The organism is Polaromonas sp. P3_B1 (assembly GCF_056402935.1).
Genome location: NZ_JBFUGK010000036.1, coordinates 39,675 through 62,230, shown reverse-complemented (window position 1 = coordinate 62,230; position 22,556 = coordinate 39,675). Strand labels below are relative to the sequence as shown.

The following is a 22,556-nucleotide window of genomic DNA, read 5'->3' as shown; positions in this document are numbered from 1 at the left end:
GCTCAAACAAGTTTTTGCCCTGATCCGCTTGTCTCTGCGCTCCTCGGCCCAGCCAGGACGGGGCAATCGGGAGCGGGGACAGAAGATAAATACCAATGAACAAACCAAGACAAACAAGGACACGCCGTGGCGTGTCCTTGTGGTTTTTGGTATTCGGGGTTTGGTCTTCGGCTGTTTGGTATTCCTTTCCCACCCCTTGTGGATGCGCCGAGGAGCGCAGGTCCAGACGGATCAGGGCAAAAACTTGTTTGAGCCGAAGGCGAGTTGTTTTTGACCCCGGCTGGACCGAGTACCGCAGGTTGCCCGTAGCGAAGCGAAGGGACGCAGACACCAGGGTCGCCTTTCTTTTGCTTACTTTTGGTGTTTGCGTAACTTCGCTGCGCGAAGTGAGCAAACCCCGCGCGCGTAGCGCGCCTTTTGGCGAACAAAAGAAAACCCGCTTTGCGGGTTTCGATAAAAGTGAGTTGCCGCCGGGCAACCCCGGCCAGCAAGCCTCAGCAAAGAACCCAGCCGTCAGAACAAACTAGGAAGCAGCAAAGAACCGAGCCGCCGCATCCACAGTAGCCTCAATATCCGCGGCGGTATGCGCCGAGCTGACAAACCCGGCCTCATACAGCGCGGGCGCGTAATACACCCCGCTGTCGAGCATCGCATGAAAGAAGCGATTGAACGACGGCCCGTCGGTGGTCATCACCGTGGCGTAGTTCTGCGGCAATTGCCCCATCAGGAAAAAGCCGAACATGCCGCCTTCGCTGTCGCCGCAAAACGGCACGCCGGCCTTGGCGGCCGCCTGGGTGAGGCCGGCGACCAGGGTGCGGGTGCGTTCGCTGAGTGCTTCGTAAAAACCGGGCTTGGCGATTTCGCGCAGGGTTGCCAGGCCGCAGGCAGTGGCGACCGGGTTGCCTGAAAGGGTCCCGGCCTGATAGACCGGGCCCAGAGGAGCCAGTTGCTCCATCACGGCGCGGGTGCCGCCAAAGGCGGCCAGCGGCATGCCGCCGCCTATGACCTTGCCCATGACCGTCATGTCGGGCTTGAAGCCGGGGATGCTGCGGGCATAGACGCTTTGCGCGCCGCCCAGGGCCACGCGAAAACCGGTCATGACCTCGTCGAAGACCAGCAGCGCGCCATGCTGGGTGCAAAGCTCGCGGCAGCGCTTCATGAAAGGCAGGCTGGCGCGCACGAAGTTCATGTTGCCGGCGATGGGTTCAATCATCAGGCAGGCGATGTCCTTGCCGTGCAGGGCAAAGGCCTCTTCCAGCTGGGCAAGGTGGTTGTACTCAAGCACCAGGGTGTGTTGGACCACTTCCGGGGGCACGCCGGCGCTGGTCGGGTTGCCGAAGGTGGCAAGGCCCGAGCCGGCCTTGACGAGCAGTGCATCGGCATGGCCGTGGTAACAGCCCTCGAACTTGATGATCTTGCTGCGCCCGGTGGCGCCGCGTGCCAGGCGGATGGCGCTCATGGCCGCTTCGGTGCCGGAGCTGACCAGCCGCACCATCTCGAGCGAAGGCACGAGCCGCACGATTTCTTCGGCCAGCTCGACCTCGCGTTCCGTGGGGGCGCCGTAGGAAAAGCCTTCCAGCGCGGCTTTTTGCACGGCCTCGAGCACCGCCGGATGGCCGTGGCCCAGGATCATCGGGCCCCAGGAGCCGATGTAGTCGATGTAGCGCTTGTCGTCGGCATCCCAGAAGTAGGCGCCTTGCGCGCGCTGCACGAAGCGCGGCGTGCCGCCCACGGCCTTGAAGGCCCGAACCGGGGAATTGACCCCGCCGGGGATCAGCTTTTTGGCGCGTTCAAAAAGGGCGTCGTTGCGGGAGGCTGTCTGGGGAGCGGCGGGCTTAGTGTTTGGTTGTTCCATTGGGGGGCAGGTCAAGAGAGGGTTTGGACGTCAGCTCGACGTCGTCATTGGCATCGCCCGCTTCCCCGGACTCGTCCTCTTCCGGGCCAACGTCGGCCTGCGCCCAGAACAAGCGGTCCGGCACGATGTTGCCCATGCCGGGGTGAAAGCCGGCGTCCAGGCTGTGGTCCAAAAAGGTCAGGGCTTCGGCGGTGGCGGCCTGCAGGTCGTGTCCATTGGCCAGCAGGGCCGACAGTGCCGCGGAAAGGGTGTCTCCGGCACCGGCGAACACGGCCTCGAAGCGTTCGAATTTCTCGCTGTAGAGCACCGCCTGCGGCGTGGCCAGCACGTTGTCGATGAACTGCTCGGGCATGGGAACGCCGGTGACCAGGGTGTAGGGCACACCCAGGTCCGCGGCGGCTTTGGCAATGTCGCGGGCCGAGGGGTTGCGTTCGCCGGACCAGTCGGGCAGCAACCATCGCCAAAGGCTGCTGTGGTTGCCTACCAACACCGTGGTTTGCGGCAGCATCAGCTCGCGGAAGGCGTCGAGGTAGCTGTCAATTTCGCTTTCTTCCCACCATGAAAGATTGGGCATGTAGGCGATCAGCGGCACGTCGGCATAGTCCGAGGCGATCTCGGCGATGGTGGAAATGTTCTCGGGGCTGCCCACAAAGCCGACCTTGATGGCCGACACCGGCATGTCCTCCAGCGCCGAGCGGGCCTGGTCTGTAACAGCCTCTTCGTCGAAGGAGAAATGGTCGAAAATTTCGGCCGTATCGCGCACATAAGCGCCTGTTACAACTGCCAGCGCATGGGCGCCGGCCGAGGTGATGGAGGCGATATCCGCCGTCAGCCCGCCGGCTCCGCTGGGGTCGTTGGCATTGAATGTCATGACGCAGGCCGGTGATGCGTCGGTGTCCTCGATTTGGAGCTGTCGGCTGTCCAGTTGAGGTGTTTTGGGGTTTGCCATAGGCTGCGATTTTGCCTTGTACGCGAATAAGCAACGCCGCCTCGATACAATTGTTGCATTCTATTCGAAGGCAACTTAAGCTGTGACTCAATCAACGACGTGGATGTGTTTAATTTGTGGCTGGATTTATGACGAAGCTGCCGGCGCGCCCGAACATGGCATTGCTCCCGGGACGCCATGGGCTCAAGTGCCCATGAACTGGACCTGCCCCGAATGCGGCGCGCGCAAGGAAGACTTTGAAATGGTTCAGATCTAATGTCCGGGTACCACCCTGGACAATCGCAGACCGGCGCTAACCGCCGGCCTCTGCAACATGAGGAGCATAGGCAGTGAGCATTCCCAGTTCCGGACTGAAGGTTTTGGTCATCGATGACAGCAATACCATTCGGCGTAGCGCCGAGATATTCCTGAAGCAGGGCGGGCATGAAGTGTTATTGGCCGAGGACGGGTTCGACGCCCTTTCGAAAGTCAACGACTATGAGCCCCACCTGATCTTCTGCGACATCTTGATGCCTCGTCTCGACGGCTATCAAACCTGTGCGATTATCAAGCGCAATGTGAAGTTTTCAAACGTTCCCATTGTGATGCTGTCCTCCAAGGACGGCGTGTTCGACAAGGCGCGCGGTCGCATGGTGGGCTCGCAAGACTACCTGACCAAGCCTTTTACCAAAGATCAGCTGCTGCAGACCGTTCAGGAACTGGGCAGCGCCAAACAAGGAGTAGTGTGATGGCAATCAAGAAAATACTGGTAGTTGACGACTCCAAAACCGAATTGATGTTTCTGACCGATCTGCTGGTCAAAAACGGTTTCACGGTCAAAACTGCTGAAAACGCGGAAGACGCTTTCCGGCGCCTCGCAGAAGACAAACCCGAGCTGATCCTCATGGATGTGGTGATGCCTGGCCAGAACGGCTTCCAGCTCACGCGTGCCATCACGCGCGACCCGCTGTATTCCGATATCCCCATCATGATGTGCACCAGCAAGAACCAGGAAACTGACCGGGTCTGGGGCATGCGCCAGGGCGCCCGCGACTACATCACCAAACCGGTGGATGCGGATGAGCTGATGGCCAAAATCAAGGCCCTCGGCTGATTTACGGCGTAAAACCAAAGCATGGCGAACAGACAAGCCCTTAGAGAACTACAAACCCGGCTGGCCGACAGGTTGCAGATTGCGCGTACGCAAGGCGTGGCCGCGTCCTGGCTGGCCGTGGAAGCGGGAGGGAAGAAGTACCTGTTTCCCTTGAGCCAATCCGGTGAAATTTTCCCCTGGGTCAACACTCAGCCTGTTCCGTACACGCAAAACTGGTTCGCCGGCGTGGCCAATCTGCGGGGCGGCCTGTTCGGCGTGGTGGATCTCGCGAGCTACGTGAGCGGCCAGGCGCCGCCTCCCAAAAATGAACTCGCGCGCACCGACTCCCGCCTCGTGGCGCTCAACAGCGCCCTGGAAGTCAATTGCGCGCTGCTGATCGACAAGCTCTCCGGGCTGCGCAACCAGGACGCGTTCAGCGATTTCTCCGAAAAAGCGCCCGACGCGCCGGATTTCTTTGGCAACCAGTATGTCGACCTCAACGGCGCGACCTGGCAGGAAATCAACCTTCAGTTGCTTGCACAGCAAGCGCATTTTTTGACGATAGGCGCATAGCGCACACTGTTTCTCCCCGGAAGGCTCACCATGTCTGTAATTGAAAATATCCAGAAGCTGTTTAAAACCAAGTCCGTCCAGCCCGAGGACAGCATGGACATGGCTTCCGTCGGCACGCCGGACCCTTTGGCGACCGGCGCCATGGATGAAGCCTCGCTCCAGACCGCCGCGGTACGGCAGCCTGACGGCAACGACGATGCTTTCGGCACCAGCCGCATGGCGACCGCCGAGGAGTCGGCAGCCGTCAACCCGGAACTCCTGTATTTGCCCATGCTGGGCCGCAAGACCATGGGTCAGCACCAGCGCTTCCTGGTGTTTTTCCTGGCGTTGTTCGTGATTGTTCTGGGTACGGTGACCTTCCTGGCGCTGAGCCAGGCCGACAAAATCGCTCAACAGGTGGCGGCAACCGGCCAGTCGCTGATGCAGTCGCAGCGTCTGGCGAAATCGGTTTCGCAGGCGCTGGTGGGAAGTGCCCAGGCCTTCCCCGACGTGCGTGAAAGCTCCGACGTGCTGGCCAAAACAGTGCGCGGCCTGAAGTCCGGCGAGGACAGCCTGCGCCTGGCGCCGGTGGGCGAAGAGTTGCAGCCCGACGTCGAAAAAATCACTCCCTTCATGGAGCGCGCCGAAAAGAACGCCAAGACCGTGATGGGCCAGCAGAACATCCTGACCCAGGTGGGTAACGCTCTGCGCACCATTAACCGCCAGTCTTCGGACTTGCTGGAAATCGCCGAAACCGTTTCCTCGCTGAAGCTTCAGCAGAATGCGGCGCCAGCGGAAATTTCCGCCTCCGGCCAGCTGGTGATGTTGACGCAGCGTATCGGTAAATCCGCCAACGAATTCCTGACCATGGAAGGCGTGAGCCCCGAGGCCGTGTTCCTGCTGGGCAAGGACTTGAACTCCTTCAAGGAAATCGCCCAGGGCCTGCAGGAAGGCAGCCCCGAGCTGCGCCTGGCCGGCTCGAAAGATCCGCAAACGCGTGAACGCCTGGAGGCCCTGATGGCGCTCTACGAACAGACGCGTGTTCAGGCCGGCGCCATTCTGGGCAACTTGCAGGGCCTGGTGTCCGCACGTGAAGCGCAATCCTCCATCATTGCCGACAGCGAGCCGCTTCGCCGGGGCCTGGAAGATCTGCAAGGCAAGCTGTCCTCGCAAACCGGTCTGAGCGTGGTTTCGCTGGGTATTCTGGCGGGCGCCGCTGCGCTCGCACTGCTTTGCGCGGCCGGCTTGGCCAGTCTGCAGGTGCAGGACAGTAAGCAACGCCAGGCGGTTGCGGAAACGCAGCGACAGGAAGCGAAGGGCCAGGAACAGGACGCCAAGCGCGTCAACGACGCCAACCAGGCCGCCATTTTGCGTTTGATGAATGAGTTGCAGACAGTGGCTGAAGGCGACTTGACGCAGGAAGCGACCGTGACCGAAGACATCACCGGCGCTATCGCCGACTCGGTGAACTACACGGTGGAAGAGTTGCGCCAGCTGGTGGGTAACGTGCAGAACACGGCAACGCGCGTTGCGCAAACGACGGCCCAGGTGGAAAGCACCTCCACCGAACTGCTGGCGGCGTCCACCGAACAGCTGCGCGAGATTCGCGAAACCGGCCAGTCGGTGCTCGACATGGCGTCCCGAATCAATGAAGTGTCCACACAGGCGCAGGAATCGTCCCAGGTGGCGCGCCAATCGCTGTCCGCCGCGGAATCCGGCCTGCAGGCTGTGCAGAACGCCATCGGCGGTATGAACTCCATCCGCGACCAGATCCAGGAAACCTCCAAACGGATCAAGCGACTGGGTGAATCGTCCCAGGAGATTGGTGAAATTACCGAGCTGATCTCGGACATTACCGAACAGACCAACGTGCTGGCGCTGAACGCGGCCATCCAGGCGGCGTCAGCCGGTGAAGCCGGACGAGGCTTCTCGGTGGTTGCGGAAGAAGTGCAGCGACTGGCTGAACGCTCCGCAGACGCCACGCGCCAGATTTCGGCCCTGGTGAAAGCCATTCAGACCGACACGCAGGACGCGGTGGCCGCTATGGAACGCTCCACGCAGGGTGTGGTGGAAGGGGCCAAGCTGTCCGATAACGCGGGTACCGCGCTGACCGAGATTGACCAGGTGTCACGCCGCCTCGCAGACCTGATTGAGCAGATTTCGAACTCCGCCTCCCGCGAAGCCGCTTCGGCCAACGTGGTGGCCGGCAACATCCAGCACATTTTCGCGGTGACGGAGCAAACCGGAGAAGGTACCCGTTCCACGGCGCAGCAGGTGCGCGATCTCTCCCGCATGGCTGAAGAGCTGCGCCAGTCTGTGTCCCGATTCAAGATCGCCTGATGCTGATGCCAGTTTGCCCGTCGCGCGCTGAACGCCGACCTAGCCTCTGACACCGATTCCAGAACCGGCCCGCTATTTATGCAATCCAACGTCCCGAACTCAACCGCTGCCGAGCTCGATCTTGCCGTCAACGACCTGGGCCCCCTCGCATGGGTGCTTGACGAACTGCGCAAGTCGCTCGATGGCGCTGCCAAGGCGCTCAAGCGCTTTGTGCGGGATGCGGAGGCCGCTCGCGGATCCGATCTCGCGGCGGTAGACGCCAGCCAGCTGCGGATTGCCCGCCAGCAATTGCACCAGGCGGTGGGCGCGCTGGAGATGGTCGGCCTGGCCGGCCCCGCGCTTGTGTTGCGCGCGATGGAAGCTGCGGTGCAGAAATTTGTGCAGCAACCCGAGCAATGCAGCCAGGAAGCCGCCGGCAGGATAGAGCGGGCCAGCTTTGCCCTGACCGAGTACCTTGAGGGTGTGCTGGCCGACAAGCCGATCTCGGCCGTGTCCCTGTTCCCCCAATACCGTGAAGTCCAGGAGTTGCTGCGCGCCGATCGCATCCACCCCGCGGACCTCTGGCCATTTGAATGGCGTTGGCTGGAGCCCGAACTGGCCGCTCCGGGCGAGCCGCGCAACTACGACGACAGCGCGCGCGCCGTGCTGGACCAATCGGTGCTGCAGATCATGAAGGGCAAGGCCCCGCAGGCCGCCAAAACTCTCAAGGACCTCAGCCTCGGGTTTGCGGCCCGCCAACCTGACCGCCAGCCCCGCATTTTCTGGAAGATTGCCGCGGCCTACTTTGAAGCGGTCGCTAACGAACTGCTCGGCTCTGATCTGTACGTCAAGCGCGCTGCTTCCCGCATTCTCATGCAGTACGCTTCGCTGGCCAAAGGCGACACCTCCGTTTCGGATCGCCTGGCGCAGGACCTGCTGTTTTTCTGCTCGCAGGCGGTGTCTGCGCGCGCCAGCGACACACCGGTGCTGTCGGCCGTGCGGTCTGCCTATGGCCTTAACCGCTTCAAGCCCGTCGATTACGAACTCGTGCAGTTCGGGCGCTTCGACCCGGCCCTGCTGGCCCAGGCGCGCAAGCGCATCACCTCGGCCAAGGAAACCTGGTCGGCGCTGTCGGCCGGGGACGCCAACAAATTCAAGTTGGTCACCGACCAGTTCAGCCTGGTGACCGATTCATTGCTCAAGCTGCATCCGCCCAGTGAGCCTCTGGCGCAGGCCCTGAGCCGTGCCGTGGAAACCACGGTGCGCTCCGGCCAGGCCCCCGGCATTGAGCTGGCCATGGAAGTGGCCACGTCGGTGCTGTACCTGGAAGCCGCGTTCGACGACCTGGACCCCAACGACCCGCAACTGGCGGTGCGCACGGCCAACCTCGCCGAGCGCCTCGAGGGTGTCAGGGCCGGCGGGCAACCCCAGCCGCTGGAAGGCTGGATGGAAGAGCTGTACCGCCGCGTCAGCGACAAGCAGACCATGGGCAGTGTGGTGGGCGAGTTGCGCGTTTCCCTGGGCGAGCTTGAAAAATCGCTGGATGTCTTTTTCCGCAACCCGCAGGACAAGGTCACTTTGCAAGCGGTCCCTGGGCAGCTGTCGCAGATGCGCGGCGTGCTGTCCGTGCTGGGCCTGGATCAAGCCTCTCATGCCGTGCTGCGCATGCGCGACAGCGTCGAGCAGATGCTGGTCACCGAAATCGACGAGCAGCAGGCGCGCGCCGCGGGCACCTTTGAACACCTGGGCAACAACCTGGGCGCCCTGAGTTTCCTGATCGACATGCTCAACTACCAGCCGGCGCTGGCGAAGAAGCTGTTTGTGTACGACGACCAGAAAGGCGAGCTCCGGCCGCTCATGGGCCGGGCCGATACGGCGGCGAGCGCTGCTTCGGCCGTCACCGTCAACAGCGACATGCTGTCCCAGGAAGTCATCGCCGTGGTGCAGGATGCCGGCCAGGGCGAAGCCGATGCAAGCCTTACCGTCAAGCTCGATGCCCTGGCGACCCATGCGGCTTTGGCCGAGCAGCCCGCTTTGGCGCAAACCGCGCGCGAAGCCGCTGTGGCTGTGTCCACCAGCGACGCGGACGCCGCCGCCACCGCGCTGACGACGCTGGCGTTCACCGTGGCACCGACGCCGGCCGCGCCGGAGCCGGCGGCCGAATCTGACGACTTTGAAGAAGACGATTTGCGCGATATTTTCCTGGAGGAAGCTCGCGAAGTGGTCGGTACCGGCCGGGAGGCGCTGGCCGCTTTGGCCACCGATCCCGCCGACGTTTCGCAGCTCACTGTCTTGCGCCGTGCTTTCCATACCCTCAAGGGCAGCTCGCGCATGGTCGGGCTCAACGAGTTCGGCGAAGCCGCCTGGTCGCTGGAGCAAATGCTCAACACCTGGCTGGCCGACCAGAAGGCCAGCACCGACGAATTCAGGGCCTTGTCCAGCGAGGCCATGGGCGGTTTCGCTGACTGGATCGCCGACATCGCCAACAACACGGACGGCGCCTGGTCGGCATCGGTCTTCCGCGCCAGCGCCGATGCCATGCGTACCGAAGGCCGTTATCTTCCCTTGGTGTTCGGCGCCAAGGCTGCGGTCCCCGCGGCCGTTGCGGTGCCTGCCGAGACGGCTGCCGCAGAGGAATTCTCGGTGCCTGAGCTCGACCTGGATGCCGGCGCGCCCGAAGCTGCGAAAGCCCAGCCCGCCGAGGCGGCGGCGCCCGCCAGCGACCTGGACTTTGACCTGGTGTTTGATGACCTTGACGCCGCCAAGCCCGCTGAACCGACAGTTGCACCTGTGGCCGAGATTGCAGGCATCGATTTCGACAGCCTGTCCGCGCTTTCCGTTGATGCCGGCAGTTCGGCAACCCTTCCTGCGGAACCCGTTGCGGCAGCCGATGACGCCGCCGCGCTGGAGCTGGGCGGTGCAGAAACCATCGAATTGTCCGATGCGGACTTTGAAAAGCATTTCCACGCCGAGTCGCCGCAGCCAGCCAAAGCCGAGGCGGCCGTCGACCTGAACTTTGACTTCTCCACCGAGGCGCCACAGGCTGCTGCGGTGAGTGAGCCTGTTTCCAGCCAGCCGCAAGTCGAGGTGCTGGATGCCCTGGACCGCGTCGAGGCCACCGACAGCACGATGTCGGAAGATGGCGGCGATGAGCAGGTCAAGGTCATTGGCGCTTTGCGTATCAGCATCCCGCTCTACAACGTCTACCTGAACGAGGCCGACGAATGGTCGCGCCGCCTGGTGACGGAAGTGGCCGAGTGGTCGCTGGAGCGCAACCAGCCCGTCAGCGACTCCACCGTGGCCCTGGCGCACTCCCTGGCTGGTAGTTCCGCCACCGTCGGGTTCACCGCGCTGTCCGAAATGGCCCGCGCGCTGGAACAGGCTTTGCAGCAGTCCCGCGCGCATCACCGCAACGGCGCGTCCAAGTACGGCCAGGTGTTTGTCGATGCGGCCGAAGACATACGCCGCTTGCTGCACCAGTTTGCCGCCGGCTTCCTCAAGGAGCCGGATGCCGGCGTCCTCGACCGCCTGAAGGAACTTGATTTCTCCGATTCGGTCTTGCCTCCGGGCACCGACTTCTCTGACTACGATTTCGACGCTGAGCCGGCCGCGGAACTCACGCCCCTGCCTGAACCCACGCCAGAGCCAGAGCCCGAGCCGGCGGTCATGCAGGTGATCGAGGAGTTGCCGGTTGTCGAGGTGTTCGAACCAACGCCCGCACCTGCCCCCGTGCAGGCCGCCCCCGTGCCGTCGCCTGCCGCGTTTTCCGCGCCGCCCGCGGCCGTCGCACCGCCGGTGCGCCTGGCCACGCCGGCGGCTGCGCCCGCGGCCCAGAACTTCGGCGACGAAGAGGACGAGGAAATCGATGCCGTCGATGCCATCGATCCTGACTTGTTCCCGATTTTTGAAGAAGAAGGCGCCGAGCTCATGCCCCAGCTGGGTGGTGCGCTGCGGCAGTGGTCCGCGCGGCCCGACAACCAGGGCGCGCGCATGGAAGTGCTGCGTGCGCTTCACACGCTCAAGGGCAGCGCCCGGCTTGCCGGCGCCCTGCGGCTCGGTGAAATGGCCCACCGGATCGAATCCGAAATCGAGTTCCTCGGCTCCGACTCCGCAGCCTCAGCCGAGTTCGATGCCCTGATCAATCGCTTTGACGCGATGGAAGCGGCGTTTGAGGCATTGCGCAACGCCGATGCAGCGGCGGCAGCCGCTCCCGTTCATCTGGCCCCTCTTGTTGCCGCCGTGCCTGAGCCTGCGTCCGCGCCAGCGGTGGCCGCCGCTGCGCCCGAGGCTCCCGCACCTGCGGCCGGCACCGCGGCGGAAAGCGCGGCAACGCCGGCTCCTGCCGCCGCCGCTTCGCGCAAGCTCTCCGTGCCGGCGCCGCAAGCCATGGCCATGCAGCCCTTGCGGCAAGCGGCCAATGCCTCGATACGCGTGCGCTCGCAACTGCTGGACCGCATGGTCAACCAGGCCGGTGAGGTCATGATCACGCGCTCGCGCCTGGAAGCCGAACTCAGCCAGCTGCGCGGCTCGCTGAACGACATGAGCGGTAACTTGAACCGTTTGCGCCAGCAACTGCGCGATATTGAACTTCAGGCCGAAACCCAGATGCAATCGCGACTGGCCCAGGCCAAAGAGGCCCAGGCCGGGTTCGATCCGCTCGAGTTCGACCGTTTCACCCGCGTGCAGGAACTGACGCGCATGATGGCCGAATCCGTGAACGACGTGGCAACCGTGCAGCGCACCTTGCAGCGCACGGTGGAAGCCACCGAGGACGACTTGATTGCGCAGGCCCGCCAGACCCGCGAACTGCAGCGCGACCTGTTGCGCACGCGCATGGTGGAGTTTGAAGGCATCTCCGAGCGCCTGTACCGCGTGGTGCGCCAGGCCTCCAAGGAAACCGGCAAACAGGTGAAGCTGGACCTGCTGGGCGGCACCATCGAGATGGACCGCGGCATGCTGGACCGCATGACACCCGCCTTCGAGCACTTGCTGCGCAACTGCGTGGCCCACGGCATTGAAAGTACCGACGCTCGTACCAGCGCCGGCAAGGACCCGGTCGGTGTCATCACCGTCCACCTGCGCCAGGAAGGCAACGACGTGTCGGTCGACTTCAGCGATGACGGCGCCGGCCTGGACCTGCGCCGCATCCGCGAAAAGGCCGTCAGCCTCGGCATGATCGCGCCGGACCAGACCATTGAAGACAGCGATGCCGCCAACCTGATTTTCATGCCCGGCTTCTCCACCGCCGCCCAGGTGACTGAACTGGCCGGCCGCGGCATCGGCATGGACGTGGTCCGCTCCGAAGTCAACGCGCTGGGCGGCCGGATTGAAACTTCCACCGTGGCGGGCAAGGGCACCCACTTCAAGCTGGTGCTGCCGTTGACCACGGCTGTGACGCAGGTGGTGATGATCCGCGCCGGCAACCTCTCAGTGGGCGTGCCCGCCAATGTGGTGGAAACCGTGCGCCGCGCATCCGCCAAGGAACTTCAGCAGGCCTACAACTCCGGCACGCTGGAGATCGCCGGCGAATCCATGCCTTTCTTCTGGTCGGGCGCGCTGCTGCAGGCTTCGCAGCATAGCGGCGAAGCCCAGGGCAAAACCACGCCCGTCGTGGTTTTCCGAAGCGCCGCGCAGCGCATTGCACTGCACGTCGATGAAGTGCTGGGCAACCAGGAAGTTGTGGTGAAGAATCTCGGGCCGCAGCTGTCCCGCCTGCCCGGCCTGGCCGGCATGTCGGTGCTGGCTTCCGGCGCGGTGGTGCTGATCTACAACCCGGTGGCGCTGGCTTCGGTGTACGGCCAGCAGGCTCGCGCCTGGAGTACCGACCGCGCCGAGCCGCATGTGCTCGAAGGATCCGGCGCTACGGCGGCAAGCGCCGCAACAGGCACCGGCAGCGTCGTGAAAGCGCCGGCCATGCCTGCCGCGCCTCAGATTCCGCTGATCCTCGTGGTCGACGACTCCATCACCGTTCGCCGCGTCACGCAGCGCCTGCTTCAGCGCGAAGGCTATCGCGTCGCCATGGCGGCCGACGGCCTGCAGGCGCTTGAACGCCTGCAGGAAGAGCGGCCGGCGGTGGTGCTGTCAGACATCGAAATGCCGCGCATGGACGGCTTCGACCTGGCCCGCAACATCCGCGCCGACGTGCGGCTGAACAACCTGCCCATCATCATGATCACCTCGCGCATCGCTGAAAAGCATCGCGAGCATGCCAAGGAACTCGGTGTCGACCACTACCTGGGCAAGCCGTTCTCCGAAGAAGAGCTGATGAGCCTGGTGCGGCACTACTGCGCCACTGAGGCGGCGATCTCCGCCTGATCTTGCAGGGTTTCGCCTGGGGCTCCAGGTGAAATCCGTGCAAACCGCCCTCTGCACGGGGGCGGTTGCCTTCAGGCTTTCTTCACCACCGCATAACGCTGCAGCGTCAGCGCGCGGGCCTCGTCGTGCTGCACGATGGGCTGCGGGTAAGTCTTGCCCAGCACCACACCCGCGGCGGCCAGCTCCAAGGGCTTGGCCAGCCAGGGGCTGTGGATGGCCGGGGAGGGCAGCTTTGCCAGCGCGGGCAGGTACCTGCGGATAAACGCACCATCCGCATCAAACTTTTCGCTCTGGCTCACCGGGTTGAAGATGCGGAAGTAGGGTTGTGCATCGCAGCCCGTGCTTGCCGCCCATTGCCAGCCGCCGTTGTTGGCCGAGAGGTCGAAATCATTGAGTTTTTCGGCGAAGTAGCGCTCGCCCCGGCGCCAGTCGATGCCCAGGTCCTTCACCAGGAAACTCGCCGTCACCATGCGCAGGCGGTTGTGCATATAGCCGGTCTGGTTGATCTGCGCCATCGCGGCGTCAACCAGCGGGTAGCCCGTGCGGCCCTCGCACCAGGCCTGGAACAGCGCATCAGCCTTGTCGCCGCTTTCCCACCGGATCGCATCGTATTCGGGCTTGAATGCGCTGTGAACCGCATGCGGGAAGTTGCCCAGGATCTGCGCGTAAAAATCCCGCCAGACCAGCTCGCTGAGCCAGGTTGCCGCACCTTCGCTATCCCGATGCTCGGGGCTCAGGGCCGCCGCGGCCATGCGCCGGATGGACACCGTGCCGAAGCGCAGGTGCACGCCGAGGTAGCTGGGGCCTTTGACGGCCGGGAAGTCGCGCGCCGACTTGTAGTTCGCCATGCGGCCTTGGAATTCTTCAAAAAGCTGTTCTGCACCCTCGCTGCCGGTGGGTATCTTGAGTACTGAAAGGTTGGTCTTTTCGAAGCCGAGTTCGACCAGCGTCGGGATGGCTCGGGTCCCCGGCGGCAGTGCCGCCAGCGCCGCGCCATGGCGCTCCACCGGATAGGGCTTGAGGTAAAAATCGTCCACCTTTTTCAGCCACGCGTTTTTATAGGGCGTGAACACGGTGTAAGGCTTGCCCGCCAGCGTCAGCACTTCCTGGCGCTCGAAGACCACGTGATCTTTGAAACTGTGCAAGGCCACCCCACGGCCTTCCAGCGCGGCCTGCACGCCGGCGTCGCGCGCGAGCGACTGCGGTTCATCGTCATGGTTGGTGAAAACCGCCTCGACGGACAGCTCGGCGGCCAGCCGCGGCAGCGCTGCCCCGGCCCGGTCATGAACGGCCATCAAGCCGGCGCCCGGGTTGCCGTGCGCCGCGCCCAGCTGCCGCAGTTGGCGATCAAGGCTGACCAGCGACTCGCGTATGAACTCCACACGGCGGTCGGCGCGAGGCAGGCCGTCCAGGATGTCCCGATCAAATACGAACACGCAAAACACCTGCTTACAGGCTTTCAGCGCGTGGTAGAGCGCTGCGTTGTCCTGGACCCGCAGGTCGCGCCTGAACCACACCAGGCCGGACCGGTATTTCTTTTGCATCATGGAATGGTAGCGAAAGCGCCCCCACGGCATCGCTCCGGCTCCCAGAGCGCGTAAAATCCACCCATGGCCACGGATTCCGCATCGATCAACCTCACGCATCACTTCCTCATCGCCATGCCGGGGATGGACGACGAAGCTTTTGCCAAAAGTGTGGTTTACATGTGCGAACACAGCGACAGGGGCGCGCTGGGGCTGGTCATCAACAAGCCCAGCGACATCAGCCTCAAAAACCTGTTCGACAAAGTCGAGCTGCCCTTGCGCCGCGACGACCTGACGCAGGCTCCGGTGTTCCAGGGCGGCCCGGTGCAGACCGAGCGCGGTTTTGTGCTCCACGAATCCATGATGCCCGGCAATGAATCGGTCTATGCCTCGACCATGACGATTCCCGGCGGCCTTGAAATGACCACCTCCAAGGACGTGCTGGAAGCGCTTTCAACGGGCGCGGGCCCGCGCCGGGTGTTTGTCTCGCTCGGTTACTCGGCCTGGGGCGAGGGCCAGCTTGAATCGGAAATCTCCGAGAACAGCTGGCTCACCGTCGCCGCCGACGTCGGCGTGATCTTCGACACCCCGGTGGAGCAGCGCTACGACAAGGCCCTGATGCTGCTGGGCTTGCAGAGCTGGATGCTCTCTCCCGAGGCCGGCCACGCATGAGCCTGGCGGCCATGCCTTCCCGGACCTCCAAGGTCTCCCCTAACCTTCACACCTTTCTGGCTTTCGACTTCGGTCTCAAGCGCACCGGCGTGGCCACGGGCAATGTGCTGACGCGCACCGCTTCGCCTCAGGCCACGATCGCCGCCGAGGGCAGCGACGCCCGCCTCAAGGCGGTCGAAGCGCGCATCAAGGAGTGGCAGCCCGATGCGCTGGTGGTCGGCGTTCCTTTTCACCCCGACGGCGCCAGCCACGACAACACCGTGCGCGCGCAGAAGTTCGCCCGCCAGCTTCGCGGCCGCTTCGGCCTGCAGGTCTTCGAAGTCGATGAACGCTACAGCACCACCGAAGCCCTGGCCGGCGGCGCGCCTGACGCCGACGCCGCCTCGGCCTGCATCATTCTCGAGCAGTTTTTAAGGAGTCTTCCATGAGCAGTCTGACACTGGACGCCGAGGCGCTGTACAGCGACCTGCTGCGCGGCATGCGCCAGCAGCTGGCATCCTATCCCCAGCCGCCCATGCTGGTCGGCGTGGCCTCGGGCGGCGCCTGGCTGGCGCAGCGCCTGCAAAAAGACCTGGGCCTGGCCGGCGAGGCCGGCATCCTGTCGTCCTCCATGCACCGCGACGATTTTTCGCAGCGCGGCCTGGCTTCCAGCGGGCAGACCCTGTTGCCCTTTGACGTCAACGGCGCCCACCTGGTCGTGGTCGACGACGTGCTCTACACCGGCCGCACCATACGCGCTGTGCTCAACGAATTGTTTGACTACGGACGGCCCGCCAGCGTCAAGCTGGTGGTGCTGGTGGACCGTGGCGGGCGTGAACTCCCGGTGCAGCCCGACCTGGCGGTGGCGCGGGTGGCCCTGCCGGCCTCGCAGTCGCTGGAACTGGCGCGCGCGGAAGACGGCAAGTTCAGCTTCCAGGTGCAGGACCACCAGGCCTGACCCCAAGACCGAAGACCCAAGAACAAAACGAGCCCCATAAGAGACCAAGAGGAGTCCACACCGTGCTGTACCGACGAAACCCGCAACTCAACAAAAACGGCGAGCTGATCCACCTGCTGTCCATCGAAGGCCTTCCCAAGGCCACGCTGACGCAAATCCTCGACACCGCCGCCAACTTCGTCAGCGTCAACAACCGCGAAGTCAAAAAAGTCCCGCTGCTGCGCGGCAAGAGCGTCTTCAACCTGTTCTTTGAAAACTCCACGCGCACCCGCACCACCTTCGAGATCGCCGCGACCCGGCTGTCGGCCGACGTCATCAACCTGGACATCGCGCGCTCCTCGGCCTCCAAGGGCGAGTCGCTGCTGGACACCATCGCCAACCTGAGCGCCATGGCGGCCGACCTGTTCGTGGTGCGCCACAGCGAATCGGGCGCGCCCTACCTGATCGCCCAGCACGTGGCCCCGCATGTGCACGTGATCAACGCCGGCGACGGCCGCCACGCGCATCCCACGCAGGGCCTGCTGGACATGTACACCATCCGGCACTACAAAAAGGACTTCAGCAAGCTCACCGTCGCCATCGTCGGCGACGTGCTGCACTCGCGCGTGGCGCGCTCCGACATCCATGCGCTGACCACGCTGGGTTGCCCCGAAGTGCGCGTGGTCGGCCCCAAGACGCTGGTGCCGGCCGACATGGCGCAAATGGGCGTGCGCGTCTGCAACACGCTCGAGGAAGGCATCAAGGGCGCCGACGTGATCATCATGCTGCGCCTGCAGAACGAACGCATGTCGGGTGCGCTGCTGCCCAGCAGCCAGGAGTTCTTCAAGAGCTTCGGCCTGACCCCCGAGAAGCTGCAACTGGCCAAGCCCGATGCCATCGTGATGCACCCCGGCCCCATCAACCGCGGCGTAGAGATCGACTCGGCCGTGGTCGACGGCACGCAGAGCGTGATCCTGCCTCAGGTCACCTTCGGCATTGCAGTCCGGATGGCGGTCATGAGCATAGTCGCGGGCAACGAAGCTTGAGCGGAGAAAAAAGAATGAAGATACTCATCAAAAACGGCCGCGTCATCGACCCTGCCTCCGGTTTCGACGAAATTTGCGACGTGGCGATTGCCGCGGGCCGCATCGTCTCGCTCAAAAGCACGCCCGCCGATTTCGCACCCAACAAGACGATTGACGCCACGGGCTGCATCGTGGCGCCTGGCCTCGTCGATTTGTCGGCCCGGCTGCGCGAGCCCGGTCATGAGCATGAAGGAATGCTTGAAAGCGAACTGGCCGCGGCCGTGGCCGGCGGCGTGACCAGCCTGGTCTGCCCGCCCGACACCGACCCGGTGCTCGACGAGCCCGGCCTGGTGGAGATGCTCAAGTTCCGCGCCGAGAAGCTGCACCAGTCGCGCGTGTTCCCGCTGGGTGCGCTGACCCGTGCGCTCAAAGGCGAGACCCTGACCGAGATGGTCGAGCTGACCGAGGCCGGTTGCGTGGGCTTCAGCCAGGCTGAAGTGCCGCTGGCCAACACCCAGGTCATGATGCGCGCGCTGCAATACGCCGCCACCTTCGGCTACACCGTGTGGCTGCGCCCGCAGGAGCTGTATTTGGGCCAGGGCGTGGCCGCCAGCGGCGCGCTGGCCACACGCCTGGGCCTGAGCGGCGTGTCCGTGGCGGCCGAGACGATCGCGCTGCACACGATTTTTGAACTGGTGCGCGCCACCGGCGCGCGCGTGCACCTGTGCCGCATCAGCAGCGCCGCGGGTGTGGCCTTGGTCGCCAAGGCCAAGGCCGAAGGCCTGGCCGTGAGTTGCGACGTGAGCATCAACAGCCTGCACCTGACCGACGTCGACATCGGCTACTTCGACAGCCGCATGCGGCTGGACCCGCCGCTGCGCCAGCAGCGCGACCGCGACGCCATACGCCAGGGCCTGGCCGACGGCACCATAGACGCGCTGGTGTCCGATCACACGCCGGTCGATGAGGATGCCAAGACACTGCCTTTCGCCGAAGCCGAGCCGGGCGCCACCGGGCTGGAACTGCTGCTGGGCCTGGCCTGCAAGTGGGGCAGCGACAGCGACGCCGGGCTGCTGCGCGCGCTCGCCGTGCTGACCAGCGAGCCCGCGCGCGTGCTGGGCGACGCATTGGGCACGCTGCAGGGCAGCTCGGGCCGGCTGGTCAAGGGCGGCGTGGCTGATGTCTGCGTGTTCGACCCGAAGGGTGAGTGGACGGTGGAGCCGGCCGCGCTGCGCAGCCAGGGCAAGCACACGCCTTTCAGCGGCCACCAGATGCCGGTGCGCGTGCGCTGGACGGTGGTGGGCGGGCAGCTCGCCTATGAAGCTTCGCACTGACGTGCGCGCAAACCCATGAGATGGCTTCGCTTCTGCTGGACGTTGCTGCGTGCCACCGTGCACGCGGTGCAGGGTTTCTGGACCATCAAAACCCTTTTCCCCAAACTGGACCAGGCCGACCGCGAGGCGCGCGTGCAGGTGTGGGCCGGCGCCATGCTGCGCATCGTCGGCATCGAGCTGGTCGTCAAGGGCAGGCCTCCCGCCGCCGGCCCGGTGCTGCTGGTGGCCAACCATATTTCCTGGCTGGACATCCTGGTGATGCATGCCTCGCGCCACTGCCGTTTTGTTTCCAAGTCGGATGTGCGCAGCTGGCCTTTTGTGGCCACGCTGTCCGACGGCGCCGGCTCGCTGTACATAGAGCGCGAGTCGCGGCGTGACGCGCACCGGGTGGTCACGCAGATGGCCGAGCGCCTACAGGCTGGCGACATCCTGGCGGTGTTTCCCGAAGGTACGACGGGCGACGGCATCACGCTCAAGCACTTCCATGCCAACCTGATCCAGGCGGCCATCGAGGCCTCGGTGCCGGTGCAGCCGGTGGCGCTGAAGTTCGTCGACGCGGCCAGCGGCGCCACGAGCTTTGCGCCCAGCTATGTGGACGATGAAACCCTGGCCGGCTCGATCTGGCGCACGCTCACGGCGCCGCCGTTGAAGGCGGTGGTGGTTTTCGGCGAACCGCAGCCGCCGCAAGGGCAGACCCGGCGGGTGTGGGCGCAGACCTTGCGCGAAGACATTGAGGGCCTGCGGCAGCAGGCCTAGACACTTCTCGAGGAGGCGAAGGCCTATTCCCGCGGGAAAGTCACCACATGGTCGACTTCGGGGCGAATGCCTATCCATTCACCGAGCGCATGGTCGTGGTGTGAGGGCACATGCGCCATCACGGTCTCGCCCGTCTGCAGTTTGAGCGTGTACAAAAATTCAGAGCCGCGAAAAGCCTTGCGCATGATCTGCGCTTTGACCGGCGCATTGTCGTCATGCACGATGTCGTCGGCCCGCAGCAGCACGTCGCACAAACCGTCGGCATAGGCGCCCGGCAAGGGGCATTCCAGCACGTCCGTCAAGTCGCCGAGCGCGGTGTGCACCACCACGTCGTCGCCGCGCTGCTCGATATGCGCTTGCGCGAACACGCCGTGGCCGATGAAGTCGGCCACAAAACGCGTGGCCGGGCGATGGTATAGCGCATAGGCGTCATCCCACTGGTGCAGCCGGCCCTGGTGCATCACGCCGATGCGGTCGCCGATGGCGAAGGCTTCGAGCTGGTCGTGCGTGACAAACAGCGCCGTCGCCCCGGCGGCCTTGAGGATGCCGCGCACCTCATGCGCCAGGCGCTCGCGCAGGTCCACGTCCAGGTTGGAAAAAGGTTCATCCAGCAGCAGCAGACGCGGCTGCGGCGCCAGGGCCCGCGCGAGCGCCACACGCTGCTGCTGGCCGCCCGAGAGTTCGTGCGGGAAGCGCTTGTGCACATTGCCCAGGCCGACGAGTTCCAGCACCTCGCCGGCGCGCTCGCGCCGTTGGGCGGCGGGCAGGTGGGTGAGGCCGAAAGCCACGTTGTGGGCCGCGTCAAGGTGCGGGAACAGGGCGTAGTCCTGGAACACCATGCCGATGCGGCGGGATTCGGCGGGCACATGGACGCCAGCGCTGCTGACAAGCTGCCGGGCCAGCGTAATGCTGCCGGCATCGGCGCGCTCCAGGCCCGCGACGGCGCGCAGCAGGGTGGTTTTGCCGCAGCCCGAGGGCCCGATCAGGACCCCGATCTCCCCCGCCTGGAGGCTGAAGGACACGCCGTCGACCGCGGGTTTTGAACGGCCGGCATAGTGCACGCCCAGCTGGGAGATATCCAGAAACATGCTGGCAATTGTAGATGCTTACAATTCTCATTTGCAGTGACCGCTGCAACACCATGGCGCGCGCAGCGAGGGGAGGGCCTCTTTCTGCAGAGGCCTTTTTCCGGGTCCCCATGCTGCGCCGCTTTTTTTCCGCCATTCCTTCCGTAGTGCCTTCCGCCATGCTCTTTCTGCTGGTGGCCTTGCTCACGCTGCCGGTCGTGGCTGTGGGACTGTCCTGGCTGCAGTTCGATACCCAGGCGCAATCCATCCTGGTCCAGATGCTGCAGACGGTGCTGCCCGACTACACTGTCACCTCCCTGCTGCTATGCCTCAGTGTGGCTTTTGGCGTGGCGCTGGTGGGCATGGCGACGGCAAGTGCAGTGACGCTGTTCGAGTTTCCGGGGCGCCGGGTGTTTGAATGGGCGCTGCTGCTGCCGCTGGCCATGCCGGCTTATGTGCTGGCGTATGCGTACACCGATTTCCTGCAGTACGCCGGCCCGCTGCAGTCCTGGCTGCGTGCGACCTTCGGGCTGCAGGGCCGCTTGCTGCCCGAGGTGCGCAGCCTGGGCGGTGCCGTGCTGGTGTTTACCGTGGCGCTCTACCCCTATGTCTACCTGCTGGCGCGCACCGCCTTGTCCGAGCGCGCCGTGCACCTGATGGAAGCGGCCCGGCTGCTGGGCGCGCCGCTGTCGCGCCGCATACGCGGCGTGGCCTTGCCGCTGGCGCGCCCGGCCGTGGCCGCCGGCGTGGCGTTGGCGCTGATGGAGACCCTGGCCGACTTCGGTGTCTCCAGTTACTTCGGTATCCAGACCTTTACCGCCGGCATCTACAAGGCCTGGCTGTCCATGGACAACCGCATCGCCGCCGCCCAGCTGGCCACGGTCCTGCTGTTTTTTGTCGCGCTGCTGCTATGGGTGGAGCATGGCGCGCAAAAGCGCATGCGCTTTGCCACCGGCCGCGGCGCGCGCGCCGGCGCGCAGGATGCTGCACCGGTGCAGCTGCGGGGAGGGCGTGCGCTGTCGGCCTGGCTGGTGTGCGCCGTGCCGATTGCGCTGGGTTTTGTGCTGCCCGTGCTCTTCATGCTGCGCCCGCTCATCCTGGGTTGGGACAACCTGCTGTGGGACAAATTCTTGGGCTGGGCCATGAACAGCGTCTGGCTCGCGGGGCTGAGCGCGCTGCTGGCCACGGGCCTGGCCTTCAGCCTGGCCTTCGCGGCGCGCCGCAAGCCGCACTTGCTGACGCGCGCGGCGCTGCAACTGGCCAGCCTGGGTTATGCGGTGCCCGGCGCGGTCATCGTGGTCGGCCTGCTGCTGCCCGTGGGCTGGCTGCAGGCGGCCGCGCCGCAAACCGGTGTGGGCTACTGGGTCACGGCGACTGTGCTCGGCATTGTCTGGGCCTACCTGGTGCGCTTCAGTGCCGTGGCCCTGCAAAGCCTGCAAAGCGGCTATTCGCGTATCCCCGCGAGCTTTGACGACAGCGCGCGCATGCTGGGTACGCCCGGCCTGGGCATCCTGGCGCGCGTGCACTGGCCGCTGCTCAAGCGCTCGGTCGCGGCGGCCGGTTTGCTGGTGTTTGTCGACGTCATGAAAGAGCTGCCCGCCACGCTGGTGCTGCGGCCCTTTAACAGCGACACCCTGGCCGTCGTCACCTACCAGTTCGCGCGCGACGAGCGCCTGGGCGAGGCGGCCTTGCCCGCGCTCGCCCTGGTGCTGGTGGGCCTGCTGCCGGTGGCGCTGCTCAGCCGCACCTTGCGCTCGAAGTAGCGTGCATGTTCAGGGTTTTGCCTTGATATAGCGGTATTCCTGCGTGAGGCCGCCAAAGCCGTAGGCCTCCGCGCGCACGTCGTGCACATAAATGTAGCTTTCCTCGTGCACATTGCCCAGCAGTTTGCTGAAGGCGGCAAAGGACTCGGCCACGTACTGCGCCTTCTCGTCCTTGGTATTGGTGCCGTCCACCACCTTGATGTCGAAATAAAAACTGTTTTTGCCCTGGCTGGCCAGTGTGCTGCCGCCCACGATCCAGTGCTCCGGCGGCACGAAGTCGATCGCGATGGCGGTGAGTTCGCGCTTCTTGCGCAGGATGCGCGTGGTCAGCTCCAGCAGGGTTTCGGCGATGGCGTTCGTCAGTTGGGGGCTGGCGGGCTGGCTGACTTTGACGTTGAGGATGGGCATGTGATTTCTCCGGTGGGTTAAAAACAA

The 22,556-nt window shown here is 64.6% G+C and carries 19 protein-coding genes; 14 read left to right on the top strand and 5 right to left on the bottom strand.

Annotation, left to right across the window (positions count from 1 at the left end; translation table 11 throughout):
* A partial coding sequence (locus tag AC1DXS_RS19200) for a hypothetical protein (protein ID WP_477739062.1) occupies positions 1–274 on the top strand: 274 nt, incomplete at its 5' end.
* Between the two features lie 249 nt (positions 275–523).
* Here the strand turns inward: AC1DXS_RS19200 and hemL are convergent.
* Positions 524–1,855, bottom strand: coding sequence for a glutamate-1-semialdehyde 2,1-aminomutase (gene hemL, locus AC1DXS_RS19195; RefSeq protein ID WP_477739061.1), 1,332 nt, complete (start codon positions 1,853–1,855; stop codon positions 524–526).
* The gene (thiD, locus tag AC1DXS_RS19190; RefSeq protein ID WP_477739060.1) at positions 1,836–2,804 is read right to left on the bottom strand and encodes a bifunctional hydroxymethylpyrimidine kinase/phosphomethylpyrimidine kinase; all 969 of its coding nucleotides are present in this window, start codon (positions 2,802–2,804) and stop codon (positions 1,836–1,838) included. The genes hemL and thiD overlap by 20 nt, the downstream gene beginning before the upstream one ends.
* 82 nt (positions 2,805–2,886) lie before the next feature.
* Here thiD and AC1DXS_RS19185 point away from each other — a divergent pair, with 82 nt between their 5' ends.
* The 6 genes from AC1DXS_RS19185 (at position 2,887) to AC1DXS_RS19160 (ending at position 13,062) form a co-directional block, all read left to right on the top strand.
* Positions 2,887–3,060, top strand: coding sequence for a rubredoxin (locus tag AC1DXS_RS19185; RefSeq protein WP_074576308.1), 174 nt, complete (start codon positions 2,887–2,889; stop codon positions 3,058–3,060).
* Positions 3,061–3,133: 73 nt separating this feature from the next.
* The gene (locus tag AC1DXS_RS19180; protein WP_007864980.1) at positions 3,134–3,532 is read left to right on the top strand and encodes a response regulator; all 399 of its coding nucleotides are present in this window, start codon (positions 3,134–3,136) and stop codon (positions 3,530–3,532) included.
* The gene (locus tag AC1DXS_RS19175; RefSeq protein WP_007864987.1) at positions 3,532–3,897 is read left to right on the top strand and encodes a response regulator transcription factor; all 366 of its coding nucleotides are present in this window, start codon (positions 3,532–3,534) and stop codon (positions 3,895–3,897) included. The genes AC1DXS_RS19180 and AC1DXS_RS19175 overlap by 1 nt, the downstream gene beginning before the upstream one ends.
* 21 nt (positions 3,898–3,918) lie before the next feature.
* The gene (locus AC1DXS_RS19170) at positions 3,919–4,449 is read left to right on the top strand and encodes a chemotaxis protein CheW (protein ID WP_007864988.1); all 531 of its coding nucleotides are present in this window, start codon (positions 3,919–3,921) and stop codon (positions 4,447–4,449) included.
* 30 nt (positions 4,450–4,479) lie between these two features.
* Positions 4,480–6,768 (top strand): methyl-accepting chemotaxis protein, encoded by a 2,289-nt coding sequence (locus AC1DXS_RS19165; RefSeq protein WP_477739059.1) that lies wholly within the window; start codon positions 4,480–4,482, stop codon positions 6,766–6,768.
* Positions 6,769–6,846: 78 nt separating this feature from the next.
* Positions 6,847–13,062 (top strand): hybrid sensor histidine kinase/response regulator, encoded by a 6,216-nt coding sequence (locus AC1DXS_RS19160; protein ID WP_477739058.1) that lies wholly within the window; start codon positions 6,847–6,849, stop codon positions 13,060–13,062.
* Between the two features lie 71 nt (positions 13,063–13,133).
* Here the strand turns inward: AC1DXS_RS19160 and AC1DXS_RS19155 are convergent, their stop codons facing one another.
* A complete protein-coding gene (locus AC1DXS_RS19155; RefSeq protein ID WP_477739057.1) occupies positions 13,134–14,606 on the bottom strand; it encodes a cryptochrome/photolyase family protein in 1,473 nt (490 codons plus the stop codon).
* A 66-nt stretch (positions 14,607–14,672) separates the two neighbouring features.
* On the opposite strand from AC1DXS_RS19155, the gene AC1DXS_RS19150 reads away from it, so the two are divergent.
* The 6 genes from AC1DXS_RS19150 to AC1DXS_RS19125 all read left to right on the top strand — a co-directional run bounded on the left by AC1DXS_RS19150 (position 14,673) and on the right by AC1DXS_RS19125 (position 19,291).
* On the top strand, positions 14,673–15,260 hold the full coding sequence (locus AC1DXS_RS19150) for a YqgE/AlgH family protein (protein WP_477739056.1): 588 nt from the start codon (positions 14,673–14,675) through the stop codon (positions 15,258–15,260).
* On the top strand, positions 15,257–15,688 hold the full coding sequence (gene ruvX / locus AC1DXS_RS19145) for a Holliday junction resolvase RuvX (protein WP_477739055.1): 432 nt from the start codon (positions 15,257–15,259) through the stop codon (positions 15,686–15,688). The genes AC1DXS_RS19150 and ruvX overlap by 4 nt, the downstream gene beginning before the upstream one ends.
* The gene (gene pyrR / locus AC1DXS_RS19140) at positions 15,685–16,197 is read left to right on the top strand and encodes a bifunctional pyr operon transcriptional regulator/uracil phosphoribosyltransferase PyrR (protein WP_477661383.1); all 513 of its coding nucleotides are present in this window, start codon (positions 15,685–15,687) and stop codon (positions 16,195–16,197) included. Before ruvX ends, pyrR begins: the two co-directional genes overlap by 4 nt.
* A gap of 62 nt (positions 16,198–16,259) precedes the next feature.
* Positions 16,260–17,222, top strand: a complete 963-nt coding sequence (locus AC1DXS_RS19135; protein WP_413325482.1) for an aspartate carbamoyltransferase catalytic subunit — start codon at positions 16,260–16,262, stop codon at positions 17,220–17,222.
* Positions 17,223–17,236: 14 nt separating this feature from the next.
* Positions 17,237–18,535 (top strand): dihydroorotase, encoded by a 1,299-nt coding sequence (locus AC1DXS_RS19130; protein ID WP_477739054.1) that lies wholly within the window; start codon positions 17,237–17,239, stop codon positions 18,533–18,535.
* A gap of 15 nt (positions 18,536–18,550) precedes the next feature.
* The gene (locus AC1DXS_RS19125) at positions 18,551–19,291 is read left to right on the top strand and encodes a lysophospholipid acyltransferase family protein (RefSeq protein WP_477739053.1); all 741 of its coding nucleotides are present in this window, start codon (positions 18,551–18,553) and stop codon (positions 19,289–19,291) included.
* Positions 19,292–19,314: 23 nt separating this feature from the next.
* Here the strand turns inward: AC1DXS_RS19125 and AC1DXS_RS19120 are convergent, their stop codons facing one another.
* Positions 19,315–20,379: an ABC transporter ATP-binding protein gene (locus tag AC1DXS_RS19120; RefSeq protein WP_477739052.1), complete on the bottom strand. Its 1,065-nt coding sequence runs from the start codon at positions 20,377–20,379 to the stop codon at positions 19,315–19,317.
* Between the two features lie 110 nt (positions 20,380–20,489).
* On the opposite strand from AC1DXS_RS19120, the gene AC1DXS_RS19115 reads away from it, so the two are divergent.
* On the top strand, positions 20,490–22,121 hold the full coding sequence (locus AC1DXS_RS19115; protein ID WP_477739051.1) for an ABC transporter permease: 1,632 nt from the start codon (positions 20,490–20,492) through the stop codon (positions 22,119–22,121).
* A gap of 9 nt (positions 22,122–22,130) precedes the next feature.
* Here the strand turns inward: AC1DXS_RS19115 and AC1DXS_RS19110 are convergent, their stop codons facing one another.
* Positions 22,131–22,529, bottom strand: a complete 399-nt coding sequence (locus AC1DXS_RS19110) for a tautomerase family protein (RefSeq protein WP_477739050.1) — start codon at positions 22,527–22,529, stop codon at positions 22,131–22,133.
* Positions 22,530–22,556: the final 27 nt, after the last annotated feature.

What these genes read in the sequence shown, in the direction of transcription:
- AC1DXS_RS19110 (WP_477739050.1), bottom strand. Translation starts at nt 22,529, where the DNA reads ATGCCCATCCTCAACGTCAAAGTCAGCCAGCCCGCCAGCCCCCAACTG.
- AC1DXS_RS19115 (WP_477739051.1), top strand. Translation starts at nt 20,490, where the DNA reads ATGCTGCGCCGCTTTTTTTCCGCCATTCCTTCCGTAGTGCCTTCCGCC.
- AC1DXS_RS19175 (WP_007864987.1), top strand. Translation starts at nt 3,532, where the DNA reads ATGGCAATCAAGAAAATACTGGTAGTTGACGACTCCAAAACCGAATTG.
- AC1DXS_RS19155 (WP_477739057.1), bottom strand. Translation starts at nt 14,606, where the DNA reads ATGCAAAAGAAATACCGGTCCGGCCTGGTGTGGTTCAGGCGCGACCTG.
- AC1DXS_RS19170 (WP_007864988.1), top strand. Translation starts at nt 3,919, where the DNA reads ATGGCGAACAGACAAGCCCTTAGAGAACTACAAACCCGGCTGGCCGAC.
- hemL (WP_477739061.1), bottom strand. Translation starts at nt 1,855, where the DNA reads ATGGAACAACCAAACACTAAGCCCGCCGCTCCCCAGACAGCCTCCCGC.
- AC1DXS_RS19120 (WP_477739052.1), bottom strand. Translation starts at nt 20,379, where the DNA reads ATGTTTCTGGATATCTCCCAGCTGGGCGTGCACTATGCCGGCCGTTCA.
- AC1DXS_RS19125 (WP_477739053.1), top strand. Translation starts at nt 18,551, where the DNA reads ATGAGATGGCTTCGCTTCTGCTGGACGTTGCTGCGTGCCACCGTGCAC.
- ruvX (WP_477739055.1), top strand. Translation starts at nt 15,257, where the DNA reads ATGAGCCTGGCGGCCATGCCTTCCCGGACCTCCAAGGTCTCCCCTAAC.
- AC1DXS_RS19165 (WP_477739059.1), top strand. Translation starts at nt 4,480, where the DNA reads ATGTCTGTAATTGAAAATATCCAGAAGCTGTTTAAAACCAAGTCCGTC.
- pyrR (WP_477661383.1), top strand. Translation starts at nt 15,685, where the DNA reads ATGAGCAGTCTGACACTGGACGCCGAGGCGCTGTACAGCGACCTGCTG.
- AC1DXS_RS19160 (WP_477739058.1), top strand. Translation starts at nt 6,847, where the DNA reads ATGCAATCCAACGTCCCGAACTCAACCGCTGCCGAGCTCGATCTTGCC.
- AC1DXS_RS19150 (WP_477739056.1), top strand. Translation starts at nt 14,673, where the DNA reads ATGGCCACGGATTCCGCATCGATCAACCTCACGCATCACTTCCTCATC.
- AC1DXS_RS19130 (WP_477739054.1), top strand. Translation starts at nt 17,237, where the DNA reads ATGAAGATACTCATCAAAAACGGCCGCGTCATCGACCCTGCCTCCGGT.
- thiD (WP_477739060.1), bottom strand. Translation starts at nt 2,804, where the DNA reads ATGGCAAACCCCAAAACACCTCAACTGGACAGCCGACAGCTCCAAATC.